We start from the raw sequence: 13,596 nt of genomic DNA, 5'->3' as shown, positions 1-13,596 counted from the left end.
TTTTATCACTCCTAAAATTTATTTTTATTAATTAATAATTCATTATTAATATTATTAATTAATCATTTCATTTTATGCATTGAAGCATACATTCTTGCGTCTCAACAATTATCATATAAATCAAGCATTTGTGGTTCATTATTTGAATTTTCTAATTTAGATTTTGCTAATCATTGCATTTTTGATAATTCTTCATGTGTATTAGGACATCTTTTTCAATTAATACTTAATATACCTTTAATCATACAAATAGTATCTCAATCAATTCTATCTCTTAAATACATTGTAGTTTTATCTACTGGAGTAAAATGTAATCAATTAATTCGTCTTTTTTCTACTTCTTTTTTTAAAATATCAATAACTGCTAATCCACCACTACCATAATCAACATAACAAGTAAAACCAAATTTCATTGCTTGAAATTTAATACTTTCATCTAAATAATAATCAATAATATTATTTGCTAATTCATATGTATTTTTAAATTGCATTATTGCATTACTATGATAAAATTCACTTTCTTGATGTATTCTTCTAGTTTTTTCATTTTCACCAATAAAACATAAAACAGCAACAGTAGGATGTGCTTGTGAACTTGTAGCAAAACCTAAATCTAAACCACCAACTATTTCATTAACATTAAAATCTAATTCAGTTTTAAGTTTATCTAAATATCTTGCAAATATAGAACCAGTTAAAACACTAGGTACACCATAATATCAACTTTGTGCTTTAATAGGGTCTAATTCTTTTAATTCTTCTAAATCATTAATTTTATCTTGTTTTAAATTATGTTCATTTAATTTTCAATTTGAATAATGAAATAATTTAAACATTTGATTTTCTTCTATTGATTTAATTTGTTCATTATTTTCTTTCATTAAATCTAAATTAAAAGGTACACGTTTATTCATATATTCAATAAAATATTGATAAATATTATCTGGATTACAACTTCTTATTTTAATAGTTTTTTTAGCATTACCTAATGCAAAAGTAATTGCTTGAAATTCTGCTTGACTAAATTCATTTGCTTCTTCACATCATTCAATTGCTAAATCAAAACCTTTTATTTCACTTCTAGAAAGCCCTTTAAGTGGTATTCTATCATTACTATTACTATATACACCCATAACTCTAATAAATGATTTACTACCTTTAAAACGAAAATCTGCTTGTTTATTTGGATATTTTAAAGTAAAATCTTTATAATCAAAACCAATATTAATTAATGCTTCATCAATTTCTTTTGTTAATTCATTAATATCTTTATTTAATTTTCTAAAACAATATATAGCAATTGATTTATTAACTTTAATTGAAATAGCAATTAATATTGCTAATTCTTCTGCAATACTATATGTTTTACTTGAATAACGACTTCCACTTAAATTATATTCACTATGAGTAAAATCACTTTTATTTAATAATCAATAACTAATTTCATGTAAATAAGTAAATTCTTTATTCATAATATTATTCCTGTAATTCTTCTAATTTTAAAAGTTGACCATATCTTGTAGGGTCACTAACAATAGCAATGGTATCATTTTGCATTTGTAAAGAAATTATTATTCTATCATTAACTTTATCTCAATATAATGTTTGAACATCAGTATTCAATTCACCGTATAAAAATTCTTTAGACATAAAAGCAAATTTCTTATTACTTGATTGACTTTCAAAATTATAATAAATTTTATATTTAGTATTTGATTTAAAAGTATATTTAATATGATTTATATTAACTTTTGTTCCTACTTCTTTTCATTGTGGAATATTTGGAGTTGGTGTTGGAGTATTTGGTAATTCAATATTAATCTCATTATTTTTTAATTCATTTATTTTTAAAGTATGACTTGTAATTTTTATAGGTTGAATAATATCTACTTTAACTGTATTTTGTAATTCTTCTAATGAAAAAATATTTGCATATTTTTCATTTCCACCTTCTAAAATTAATTGTCATTTATTAATATCTAATAATTGTAAATATAAAATACCTTCTTCATTATTAATTAAACCTTTTGTAAGAAATATTTTACTTCCATGTATTCCACCTAAATAATTACCTGTTTTAAATTCTACTGTTATTCTTGTATTTACTTGATGAAATGGTGGAGATTCCCATGTAATAATTACTCTATAAAGAGTATTAAAAGCAAGATTAAAATCACCATATTTACGATTATTTATACTTTTACCTATTACTTTTCAATTTTCTTTAACTTGTTTTTTATTTATTTCATTAACAGCACCAACAATAGTTTTATTAGTAGTTTCTAATCTATCATATCTATTATTAAGTAATAATGAAATAGCAAGAGAACTATTTGAAACATCATTTATTCATAATTGGTCTCTATCATCTTTATATGTAAAATATCCTTTCATAAAAACAGATTTTTTATAATAATCAGATAAATCTATTTTACCACCAGTAGCACTAATAACTTTCTTTTCTTGACCTTCTTTACCATCAACTAATTTCATAGTATCATTACTAAAATATTTAGTAAATAATTCAATTGTTGTTAAATTATCAAATGATTTAATACCAGTAGTATCAATTCATAATTGAGTTCCAATTAAATATTTAGGATTTTTAGGATATATTTTTACTCTTGTATCATTTGTTTTTAAATTTATTAATTCTAAATATCTTGTAAAAGGACTATCTTCACCATAATTACTATAAAAATTACTAAAAAAATCATTTCTTTTAGGTAAAACATCTAAATTAAAACCAGTAATATTTGGATATTCTTTAATTTTTCTTAAACAATTAAATACTTCTGGAACAATAAAATAAGGGTCAGTAGGATTAGTTTCACTATAAGTCATACCACCTTGACTAATACTTGATTGACCACGAATATAATTACTATCTTTTGTTAATAAAAATCTAACATAATATGCAGTTGCAGTTTGTATTTCATCAGTAAATTCTGTTAATGTAGTTTCTGGTCATTTTTTTGAAATAGAATGTCCACTTAAATAATCAATATTATTACTTGCAACTGAAATAGCAAATCAAATTTCATTATCTGGTGTTGTAGTATCATCAAATTCTAATTTATTAAAACCTTTTCAATTTTTAAATTCTTCAATTGTTATAAACATTAATGGTTCTTTAATAGCCATAATAATTTACTCCTTAATGTAAAATAAAGGGTATTTAAACCCTTTAAATTTTAAATTTAGTTACTTTTTTCTTATCTTTTTCTGATAATTCTTTTTTAGAAGCTCTTTGACTAATAATAGTATTTTTAAATACTTCTTGCTTTTCTTCATCATTATTAAAACTATCTAAAGATTTAGCAATTGATGTAGTTTCTAATTGTAATTGAGAATTTATTTGTTTAATATTTGCTTTAATAAATTCTAATTCTTTATTATTTTTTAATTCTTTTGCTAAATTTGATTGTTTTGATTTTTTAATAAATTTTGATAAAAATAATAAAACAATAGTTACAATTACTCCACTAGCAACTGCTCCACTTAATACTGCTGATATTACTGTTGTAGATAAATTCATTTTTTATTCCACCTTTTCTTTTTTTATTTTTCTTATTTCTTTTTCTATTTTTGGTAAATATCAAATAATAATTAATATTAAAATTGGTATTATTTTAATTATTAAATTTAATATAAATTTAATTCTTGATGGTGCTTTATTTGGTAAATGATGTAAACCAAATCCACCAATACTAGGTACAATTGTTAATCATATTGCATTACCTCAATTATGTTTTCAATCTACATGTTCCATACCTAATTTTGTAAATGATAATCATTTAGGTAATATTATTATTTGTGGTAATGTACTTCATAAAGTAATAATTAAAGATATTAATATAAATGATAATAAATTAATTGAATCTAATTGTTTTTTTCTTAATTTTTGAATATCATTTAATAAACTAAAATCATATATTTTTCTATCTTTAATATAATCTCTTCTACCACGAGTAAAAGGAATTAAATAACTTGTTTTTCACTCTGGTTTTTGAATTTCCATTTAACCACCTACTTTCATGTTTTATAAAAATTAGAATTTCTTTTAATTTTTATATATTTTCTTGTATGTAAAGAATTTTTTAATAATTGTTTTCTTTCATATCTTCATTGTGTACTTCCAATTTCATTTTTAGATAAATTTTTATATTCTTTTAATTTAAAAAAACCTTTTTCTAATCTATTAATAAAATGCATAGTTTTTTGAACATTAATATTATTTGGATAAATTACACTAGTATCTTGTGAACCATAATATTTACCTTTTTTTGATAATTCACTTTTAACATATTTTCTTAATTGACTTGGTAATCATTTTCTATTTCAAAATTTTCAAAATATTGTTCCAGCACCAGAACCATTTTTACCTTTTGCTTGTGTCATTAATATTCATATTTCTTGTGGAAATGTTGGATAAGTATATGGACCATATCATATTTGTCTTTTATCATTATCACTTTGAAATAATGTTGTTAAAGTTCCAATTTTTAAATTTTTATTATCAACAATAAATCTTCCTTTTTTAAATCATGAACTTGATAATACTTCTCATGCATTATTTGGTATTTCTTCTTCATTTTCTTTAAATAAATTATTAAATTTATTAACATAATTTTTAACTGTTCTAATTTCTGTTGGCATAATATAATTTTTAAAACTATTTATTGGATTTTTAAATTTATTAATTTCATTTTGTAATATAGATAATTCACTTGGTTTTAATATACTTGTTAATTTTTTAAGTATATTTGGATTAAAAACACTATATGGTTGATGTATTTCTTTTTCACTAATATTTTCACTATCAAATACTGCTTTTAATGATTGATTTTTATAATAAGTTTTTAAAGCATTTATTAATGCTAATTTAATATCATTACTTGCTAATGCATAATATATTCATTCAATAATTAAAGGTAACATTATAAACTCATGTGATTATAATCTCAATTTAATGAAACATTATCATGATTTAATGGTACTTCACTCATATTATCACTACCATATTGACTACTTGTTTCACTATTAATAGTAAATCTATTATCATTTATTAATCTTGCAGTTTCATCATTAAATGATGTTTCTTGCATTTCTTGAATATGATTTGTAGTTTCCATAGGTAGTAAATTATGGATTATTTCACTTGCACCAGCAATAATAGTAGGTACTGCATAAGCATTATTAAAATCATTATTAATACCCATAGCAACCCCACTTGATATTAAACAACCACCAGTTGCCATATTACAAATTTTTCTTATTGCTTCAAATTTATTAGGTATTAATTCTAGAATTCCATTAATAAGATTTGATATACCATAAGCATTTAAACTAATATATGTATCTCAATCCATTAAATGATTATCAGTAGTATTTGGATTACTAAATAATAAATCTGGTGGAAATGGGTCAATAGTAGTAGTTGTTATTGGACTTTCAGTTGGATTAGGATTAATGGAAGAATTAGTAAACTTACTATAATTTGCTAATCCAATTGTTCCTAAACCTAATAAGATTTTTTTAGAACTATTAATTAATTTAGTTTTAGTATTTGGTCTTTGATTTAAATTTCAAATATCTAAACCTAATTTTTTACCAAATAATAAACTATTAATTGAACCTAATAATGGACTATCTATTACTTGACCATAATAAGCACTTGTACCTATCATTGCACAAATTGGACTTATACCAGTTCTTATTAATTTAGTTAAAGTATAGTTACTCAATTGTGTAGTCTCAGAATGTTGTTGTGGCATATTTATTTTCTCCTTTTGATAATTGATTAGTTTTTTTAATTTGAATTCTAACTGTTCCTTGACAATTTATATTATTACCAACACATATTGCAAAATTATCATGTACATCACTTACTATAAAATAATCATTTCTTAATTTAGGATATTCATCTAATAAAATTGCTCTAATATCATTACTAGTAGTTAAATCTTCTGGTTTTGGTGAATAAATAATAATATGTGCTTTTTCATTAAAATATTTATAAATATATTCCATAATTATTTTTTAGTAAATTCTAAATTTACTACTCCATAATAATCACTATTATTACCAGTCATAGTTGCACTTGTTGATTTAATATCAAATTTTGCTTTACCTTTTTCATAACCATTATTACCAGCATTTATTATTGCATTTTCTAATTCATCATTAGTAGGTTTATCACCAGCCATAGTAATTTTTCCTAAATTTCTATAATAAATAACATCTTCTAAATTTAATTTATTAATATCATCATATAAAGTTGATTGATAAGTTGCATTTTCATTTTTAGGATTAGTTAAAAAATCTTTTGCTCTTGCTTCTTTTATTTCTTCAATTGTAGGCATAGTTGGTCTAATTAAATACATTAAATTTGGTCTAATAGCACTAGGTAATGCAAATAAACATTTACCAATAATTTTAATATTATCTGTATCATTATCTAATTTTTGTCTTATTTTAGTAAATGAAATTGGCATACCTCACATATATCTATTAACTACAAAACCATGTGTATTTTTTAAACTATAATCTTTTTCTAAATGCATTGCTTTTTCAGTATCATGAATAAATTCTTGTTCTAAATAAAAACTTTCTCAAAATTCCATACCAGCAATTAAACTTGTATATCTTCTACCATATGCTAATGTATCTGCTGAAATTTGACTATAATTTAAAACAGTAAATGCTTTTGATAAACCTAAATTACTATCAATTCCAGTTGCTCCCATTAAATCTTCTCTATTAGTTCCTACAGTAATATAATTAACTAATTTAATTAATTTATTATTTCTTGCTCAAATTTTATAATAAGCTTCTTTTGCTTGTTCTGCATTCATATTAATTAAATCTAAAGGTAAGACTAATGATTTAGCAATAGCATAATCTTGAATACCATTTAAAAATATTAATTCTAAATTTTCACCTAAATTTCTCATAAATGAAGCTGTTCAATTTGAAACAATTTGTACTGCAATATCTTTTGGTGATTTCATAAATCTTTCAATATCAAATTCTGGAATTTCAAAATCAATTGTTAAATATTTATTAATTTCTAATTTAGTTGTATAAACATCACCTTTTTGTCTTTTAGTACCATTTTTTCAATCTCATGTTGATCCTCATAATACACGAACTGTAGCTCTATAAATTGCTATAGCAACTCCAGCCATTTCACCAATTTGAGTAGCACTACAAGTTCCACGCATAAACATTGTTGATTTTTCACTTGTTAATTCACCACGTACTTGTGCTTCAAGTACACTTAAAATAGCATTTTCAGTAGGATTATTACCTTTAATAAAAAATGCTTCAGGTATTTTTATAGCTCCCATAATAAAACTTCTTTCTATTTACTAATAGATTGAAAAACTTCATTTCTAGTAATTTCAACTAAATCTTCTAATTCTTTTTGATTAGTCATTCCTTGTGTTGTTGCTTTATTTTTTAAATCTTGAGCAATTTTAAAATGGTCTAATGAATTATTATGTAATTTTAAAATTAAATCAGTAGGATTAATTGAATTATCTTGTTGTTTATTTTCTTGTTTAATAGGTTCTGATTTATCAATTAAAAAATCTTTATAATCTTCATTTATTTTATTAAATGCTTCTTGTTTAGATAAAGATTTATAATTATCAGTATTCATTAAATTTTTAATTAAATTTACTTTTTTAGTATCTTTAATATTTGAAAATAATTGTTGCTCTTCAAAACTATTAATTTTATTTTCATATTCTTTTATTTTAGTTTCATATTCACTTAATTTAGGTTCAATATCTTTTTTACTTTCAGCATATACTACATTTCTATGTTGTTTTAGTAAATTTTTAACATCATCTAAACTATAATTCTCTTTTTCATCAAAAGTAAAATCACTCATACTTTTAATCTCCCTTTATTAATTTTTAATAATTCACTTGGTTAATAGGTCACTTTTATATATGTTAATTTAACATATTCACTTTATTAAATTATATCATTTTTATCCTTTAAAATAAAGAAAAAAACCTATATTTATTATAGGTTTTTAATCATTATTTTCTATTTTTCTAGGTTCACAAATATTAATAATTATATTACTTTTTGAGTTATTATCTTCTTCATTAATATCATATTCATTCGGATAACTAACTTGTCAATGTTTATAAATTATTTCTGGTTTTACTAATGATTTTTCTAACATATGAGTTGAAATTATCGCTCTTGCATTATCATAATCTTTAATAAATTTTTTACGTCATGGATTGCTTCTACGTCGGCAATCATAAACAAATTTTCTATCAATTCCAAGTGCATTATTTAATCCTTGTGGAGTTAATATAACCTTTTTAGTTCTTAAATAATTATCAATTTGAGTTTTATAATTAACACTTAATTTTTCACCATATTTTTTTTCTTTTTCTGGCATATTATATCACCTATATTCAATATTTATATACTAATTATAACATTTTAAGCAAAGTATATTACAACACTGAACAATTAATAATTGTTATACTGAAAATTATGTATTTAGAAAGGAATAATATTATGATTTTACTTCCTGAACAATTTCCTCATAATCAGTTTAAAATTAATCATGAAAAACAAATGTTATTAGATTATAAAAATAATTTAATTAATTATGATAAATATTGACATAAAAATGAATATGATAAAAATAAATATAAATATGTTAAAACTGCTAAAAGAACTTTTACATCAATGTATGGAATAGTAAAAGATTTTTATAGAAAAGTATATCAACATAAAATTACTGGTGAATATTTATATCCATTAGATACATATATTAATATTGATAAAAATAAAAAATTTACTAATCAAGTAACAAAATCAATAATTTATGAAGCAGATTTAAATAATATTACATATCCTATAATTAAACATAATTTAAAAATAAGTATATCATTATCAACTATTTGTAGAAGAGTAAAAAAAACTAATATATTTGTTCAAGAATTACCACAAGAAAAAATAAAAATATTACCAACTGATTATATTTATATTCAATCAGATGAATCATATAATAATTTAATTGATAATAAAAAGAAAAGAAAATTTAGACATAGAACAGTAAGTATAAGTACAGGTTTTGATTTAAATAAATCTACTGATAATAGACATGTTTTAGAAAATAAATATATTTTTGTTTTATCAACTAGAAAAGGTCAAAGAATTACTAAAAAAGAATTTGGTAAATCTATAATAACTAATTTAGATAATATTTTTATTGGTTATACTAATGAAAATTTAAAATTAACTGGTGATGGTGCAACTTATCTTAAATCTACTGCTAATTATTTAAAAATTGATTATGCTGTAGATAAATGACATCCATTACAAAAATTAAAACAAGTATTTATTGTAGGAAAAGGTAAAAGAACAAAAGAAAATAATAAAAAATTAAATTATGCATATTATAAATTATTTTTAAATGGTTGTTATTATAAATTATTAGATTATTTAAAAGAAAATAATGCTGATGAAAAAATATATGAATATTTTAAAAATAATAAAAAAGGTATTGAAAATCAAAATGCTATTTGAAATATTGGTTGTAGTGCTGAAAGTGATGTTTATCATTTAATAAAATCTATATCTAATAATAATGCAAAAATTTATTCAAAAGAAGCATTTTTTAATTTATTAAAATTAAAACAAGCAAGAATTAATAAATTAAAAGTATTTGTTTAAATTTATAAAATTTAATAAATCTAAACCTAAATAGTTAGGAATTTTTATTTTATAAAAGTTAATAAAATCTATAATAAGACTTGACATTTACCCTATTTAGGGTTATAATATTTATAACAATTAATAATTTATTTTATCTTTTATTTAAAGAAAATTAAATTATAACTAGACTTGAAATACGCCCCTTGTTTAGTTAATTTTTTATTTTTAGTTCTTTTAATTGGTATTATTGTATTTTTATAAATATTTTGTATACCTTGATATCCTAAATCACCAATAATTATTGTTTTTTCTGAAAATTCAAGATTTGAATTTTTTAATATTTGAAAATCATGCACTTTACCATTATCAGCAAAAATATCAACAATTTTTTTATTAAAAAAATCATATACAATTTGAAATTTTATAGAATACATTCAACTTTTACCAGAAAAATATTCTAACTGTAGTTTTTTTTAGTTGGTCTTTCAATTTCAATCTCAGTTGAATCAATTAAATAAAATTGAAATTCATTTGAATTTTCTTGTTTTTTATCAATTTTTAATTTATATCTTTCTTTTAAAAATTGGTAATCTTTGTGGTTACTAAGTTTATTTTCTACTCAAGTAATATTTCGAAAACAACTTGATGGGCTCATTTTAGATTTAATACTCATTTGAAAAAAAGTATAATATTCTTTTCAGTATAATAAAGTCATCATTAATCTTTCTTCTACTGAAAGTTTATTTTTTCGACCTTTATTTTTTTCTAATTTTTCTATTTCAATTAATTTTTCTAACATTTCATTAAAATGAAAACGTTTTATACCAAAATATCTGTAAAATTCTTCATTTTTTAATTTTTTTAAATTTTCAAAAATCATTTTTATCAACACTTTTCTAAATTTATTGTTAATAACAAAATTATAAAATAAATTTTAAAATTATTAATTGACTTTTAAAAAATTTAATTACGGAATATGTCTTTTGTTAAAATTTATCGTTTAACAAATCATCACAGGAAATTCATATCCGTTTTTCTATTAATTAATAATGACAAATATTATATATCAAATAAAAATTTTATATATTTATTAATATTTTATGTGTTAATAATAGTTAATTATACTATTTTTATTTAAATTTTACTTAACATTTATTATATATTATTAATATTTATTATATATTATAGGTCATAAAATTATCTATAATCATTATAGAAAAACGGATATGAATTATGTTATAATAATTTCAAGTTTAAAATTTAGTTTAAGGAGTAAATTTATGTCAAATAGTTTAGTTGATAAAAAAGATAATAAATTTATTAAAAAGTCAAATGTGATTGTTCGTGCAGTGACTAATGAGAGTGCTGGTATTATGACACAAAGACTGTTTAACTTTGCAATTTTAAATACTAAGAATAATAATATTAAAAATATTGATCATATTGGTTTTTGATTAAAAGACTTTTGTATTTATTATGGTATTCAACAGCATAAACTTTATGATAAAGTTATTCACAAGAAAAAAGAAATGTCAGTTATTATGAAAGAATTAGAAAATTTAACTAGTTTAAAATTTTTTGTTTTTAAAGAAAATAAAAACAAATATGGTTTTGTAAATGCTTTTTTAGAAGGTTTTAATATTGATGGTTATATTAAACTTAAACCAAATCAAGATTTAATAACAAAGTATTTTATAGATTTAAAGTCTGATTATACAAATGTTTATTTACCTTATACAAAAATTGTTACGAGTAAGTAATTAAAACCAATGAAGGGTGATTATACATAAATGCTGTTCGTGATTTTCACACGCAAGGAATTTTAGGCTGACAATTTTCAACAACAATGGATTATTATTCATTAGTTAAACCTAGTGTTGAACAAGCATTATCATATTTTACTAAAGAACAAATCAAAAAAATGATTATTCATACCGATAATGGCAAACAATATTATCATCAAGACTTAGAATCATTAGCCAAAGAATATGAAATAATTTTAAGTAAAAAACGACCTAATTGTCTTGGTGGTAATGCATTATCTGAAAACTGATTTTCGCATTTAGCACAAGAATGATTACCATATGAAGGCTATAATACCATTCAAGAAGGTATTGAAGATGTTACTAAATATATTCATTTTTTCAATAATAAACGAATTTGTAGCAAATTTAATTCTCCACCAATGAGTCAATTTAAAATACAATAATAATATCTCATTTTAGGGTGCAGGAATAATCTACAGAAATTTAAGAAAAAATATTTGACATTTTTTTTAAAAAATAATATATATTTAATTAAATAAAATTAATTATTATTTTAGGAAAACTTTTTTAATCACAAAAGCACCAAATGTAATCGGTGCTTTTTAAATTTTTAAATTCATAATTAATTTTATTTAACAGTTGAATTGCACTTGTAAGTGCAAGTAAATAAATTATTTATAAAAATCTTGGCATAAATGAAAGAATTTATATTAAGAATCAATTGAAATTTAAATTAAAAATTAGTGAAATGGCTAAAAATCTTAGTAGAAGTAATTAGTACTATTTGATTGCATAACTATTGGTCATTGAAAAGGAGATACTATAATGTCATCAAGAGGTAAAAGTAAATCATGTTTAATAAATTTAGTTGAAATAGCATCACGATTTACTTTATCAATGTTTGTTAAAAATAAAACTACTAAAGTTATTAATAAAAATATCAACCATTATTTATCAATTATTCCTAAAAATATTGTTAAAAAATAACATTTGATCATAGTAAAAAATTTATTAATTGAAAATAAATGTAAAAAAATTAAGGGAGGTTCCCAAAAAAGTAGGAAGATGAATTACTAGATAAATAAATTCTTTTCAAAATTACCATTTCAAAATGATGATAGACAAATTAAATTCTCTTTTACCCTTAAATTTATATTCGACGTATTTTAAAAAATATACATTTAAAAAATTATTATCAAAGGAAAAAGACAAGAAATAATCTTGTCTTTTTTTGTAATTGTAAAATTTTAAAATTTTTAATAACCCTCTTTAATACTATTATCAACACGTGTTAAGGAACTAAAAAAGTGAACTACAACACAGTTGTTAAAAATAGTAGCTAGAACATGTGGACTTGCATGGATAAATAAAAAGTGGAGTGATACCTAATAAAATATACTAACCATTAATGGTAATTCTTGGGGTGGGAGCGAATTGGAAACTAGTATATATAGACCTGTTGTAGGGACCTATTGTATTAATTCTATTCTTTATTTAACCAACCTTGCCACTCCCCAGTGAGCAAGTGTTGGTTTTATTTTTTATTTTTTTTGAAAAATTTTTTGGGCGAGAAAATAAATTTCAAACTTGTAAAAAAAATTGAGCGGTGCCGGTTCAATTAAAATATTAATTTATTAAACATAAATTAAATAAATATTGAATCGAATGCCTCGATTTCTTTTTAAAATTTCACAATTTATTTTTGAGCCCAGTTTTCATGGAATGAATAAAACGAATAGTAGTATTATTAATAACCTAAAAATCAAAATATATGTTCTTTATGCTAGAAGCAACAGAACATATTAGGAAAGGATTATTATGGTAATAGAAATTCTTGATTATGAAGCACTAAGAAAGATTGATAAAAAAATTAAAAAAAGAAGAAAAAGATGTGTTGAATGTAATGAATTATATGAAGATGACAAAATCCAAATGCTTTATCGCTTTAAAACAGAATTAGAAGCAGAACAACATGATATTAGAAAATTTGAAGATGATTATGATATTGATGAACATTTGGATTATACAAAACCATTTGGATATGTTTGTGATTGATGTAGAAGTGATTAATTATGCAAAAAAAGTATTTTTGTTGAACTTGTAAACAACATAAATTAGATTATTTATTCTTTAA

Annotated in this window: 17 protein-coding genes; 5 read left to right on the top strand and 12 right to left on the bottom strand. The window is 21.3% G+C overall.

Annotated elements, in window-relative coordinates:
* Positions 1-11: 11 nt before the first annotated feature.
* The 10 genes from AAHM89_RS12300 to AAHM89_RS12255 form a co-directional block, all read right to left on the bottom strand.
* A complete protein-coding gene (locus tag AAHM89_RS12300) occupies positions 12-1,472 on the bottom strand; it encodes a phage terminase large subunit (protein WP_342265967.1) in 1,461 nt (486 codons plus the stop codon).
* A gap of 4 nt (positions 1,473-1,476) precedes the next feature.
* On the bottom strand, positions 1,477-3,144 hold the full coding sequence (locus AAHM89_RS12295; RefSeq protein WP_342266502.1) for a hypothetical protein: 1,668 nt from the start codon (positions 3,142-3,144) through the stop codon (positions 1,477-1,479).
* A gap of 43 nt (positions 3,145-3,187) precedes the next feature.
* Positions 3,188-3,538, bottom strand: a complete 351-nt coding sequence (locus tag AAHM89_RS12290) for a hypothetical protein (protein WP_342265969.1) — start codon at positions 3,536-3,538, stop codon at positions 3,188-3,190.
* 3 nt (positions 3,539-3,541) lie between these two features.
* Entirely contained in the window at positions 3,542-4,021 is a 480-nt protein-coding gene (locus tag AAHM89_RS12285; RefSeq protein WP_342265970.1) for a hypothetical protein, read from the bottom strand.
* An 8-nt stretch (positions 4,022-4,029) separates the two neighbouring features.
* The gene (locus AAHM89_RS12280; protein WP_342265971.1) at positions 4,030-4,941 is read right to left on the bottom strand and encodes a hypothetical protein; all 912 of its coding nucleotides are present in this window, start codon (positions 4,939-4,941) and stop codon (positions 4,030-4,032) included.
* Entirely contained in the window at positions 4,941-5,777 is an 837-nt protein-coding gene (locus AAHM89_RS12275) for a hypothetical protein (RefSeq protein ID WP_342266501.1), read from the bottom strand. Before AAHM89_RS12275 ends, AAHM89_RS12280 begins: the two co-directional genes overlap by 1 nt.
* Entirely contained in the window at positions 5,740-6,033 is a 294-nt protein-coding gene (locus AAHM89_RS12270; RefSeq protein ID WP_342265973.1) for a hypothetical protein, read from the bottom strand. The genes AAHM89_RS12275 and AAHM89_RS12270 overlap by 38 nt, the downstream gene beginning before the upstream one ends.
* A 2-nt stretch (positions 6,034-6,035) precedes the next feature.
* Positions 6,036-7,352, bottom strand: coding sequence for a hypothetical protein (locus AAHM89_RS12265; RefSeq protein WP_342266045.1), 1,317 nt, complete (start codon positions 7,350-7,352; stop codon positions 6,036-6,038).
* A gap of 14 nt (positions 7,353-7,366) precedes the next feature.
* The gene (locus tag AAHM89_RS12260; protein ID WP_342265976.1) at positions 7,367-7,900 is read right to left on the bottom strand and encodes a hypothetical protein; all 534 of its coding nucleotides are present in this window, start codon (positions 7,898-7,900) and stop codon (positions 7,367-7,369) included.
* A gap of 147 nt (positions 7,901-8,047) precedes the next feature.
* Positions 8,048-8,428: a hypothetical protein gene (locus AAHM89_RS12255; RefSeq protein ID WP_342266046.1), complete on the bottom strand. Its 381-nt coding sequence runs from the start codon at positions 8,426-8,428 to the stop codon at positions 8,048-8,050.
* Between the two features lie 98 nt (positions 8,429-8,526).
* Here AAHM89_RS12255 and AAHM89_RS12250 point away from each other — a divergent pair, with 98 nt between their 5' ends.
* Entirely contained in the window at positions 8,527-9,714 is a 1,188-nt protein-coding gene (locus AAHM89_RS12250; RefSeq protein WP_342266500.1) for an Mbov_0401 family ICE element transposase-like protein, read from the top strand.
* A 140-nt stretch (positions 9,715-9,854) separates the two neighbouring features.
* Here the strand turns inward: AAHM89_RS12250 and AAHM89_RS12245 are convergent, their stop codons facing one another.
* Both AAHM89_RS12245 and AAHM89_RS12240 read right to left on the bottom strand, forming a co-directional pair.
* Positions 9,855-10,130: a transposase gene (locus AAHM89_RS12245; protein ID WP_342266499.1), complete on the bottom strand. Its 276-nt coding sequence runs from the start codon at positions 10,128-10,130 to the stop codon at positions 9,855-9,857.
* Positions 10,131-10,153: 23 nt separating this feature from the next.
* A complete protein-coding gene (locus AAHM89_RS12240; protein ID WP_339045912.1) occupies positions 10,154-10,576 on the bottom strand; it encodes a transposase family protein in 423 nt (140 codons plus the stop codon).
* 400 nt (positions 10,577-10,976) lie between these two features.
* Here AAHM89_RS12240 and AAHM89_RS12235 point away from each other — a divergent pair, with 400 nt between their 5' ends.
* From AAHM89_RS12235 to AAHM89_RS12220, 4 genes are all read left to right on the top strand, one after another.
* Entirely contained in the window at positions 10,977-11,456 is a 480-nt protein-coding gene (locus AAHM89_RS12235) for a hypothetical protein (protein WP_342266498.1), read from the top strand.
* A gap of 86 nt (positions 11,457-11,542) precedes the next feature.
* Positions 11,543-11,905, top strand: a complete 363-nt coding sequence (locus AAHM89_RS12230) for an IS3 family transposase (RefSeq protein WP_342266497.1) — start codon at positions 11,543-11,545, stop codon at positions 11,903-11,905.
* A 382-nt stretch (positions 11,906-12,287) separates the two neighbouring features.
* On the top strand, positions 12,288-12,449 hold the full coding sequence (locus AAHM89_RS12225; protein ID WP_342266496.1) for a hypothetical protein: 162 nt from the start codon (positions 12,288-12,290) through the stop codon (positions 12,447-12,449).
* Between the two features lie 831 nt (positions 12,450-13,280).
* Positions 13,281-13,532 carry a hypothetical protein gene (locus tag AAHM89_RS12220; RefSeq protein WP_342266495.1) on the top strand — a complete coding sequence of 84 codons (252 nt, stop codon included), beginning with the start codon at positions 13,281-13,283 and terminating at the stop codon, positions 13,530-13,532.
* Positions 13,533-13,596 lie beyond the last annotated feature (64 nt).

Source organism: Spiroplasma endosymbiont of Villa modesta (genome assembly GCF_964030925.1).
Classification (GTDB): domain Bacteria; phylum Bacillota_I; class Bacilli_A; order Mycoplasmatales; family VBWQ01; genus Spiroplasma_E.
This window is presented reverse-complemented; position numbering and strand designations above follow the sequence as displayed.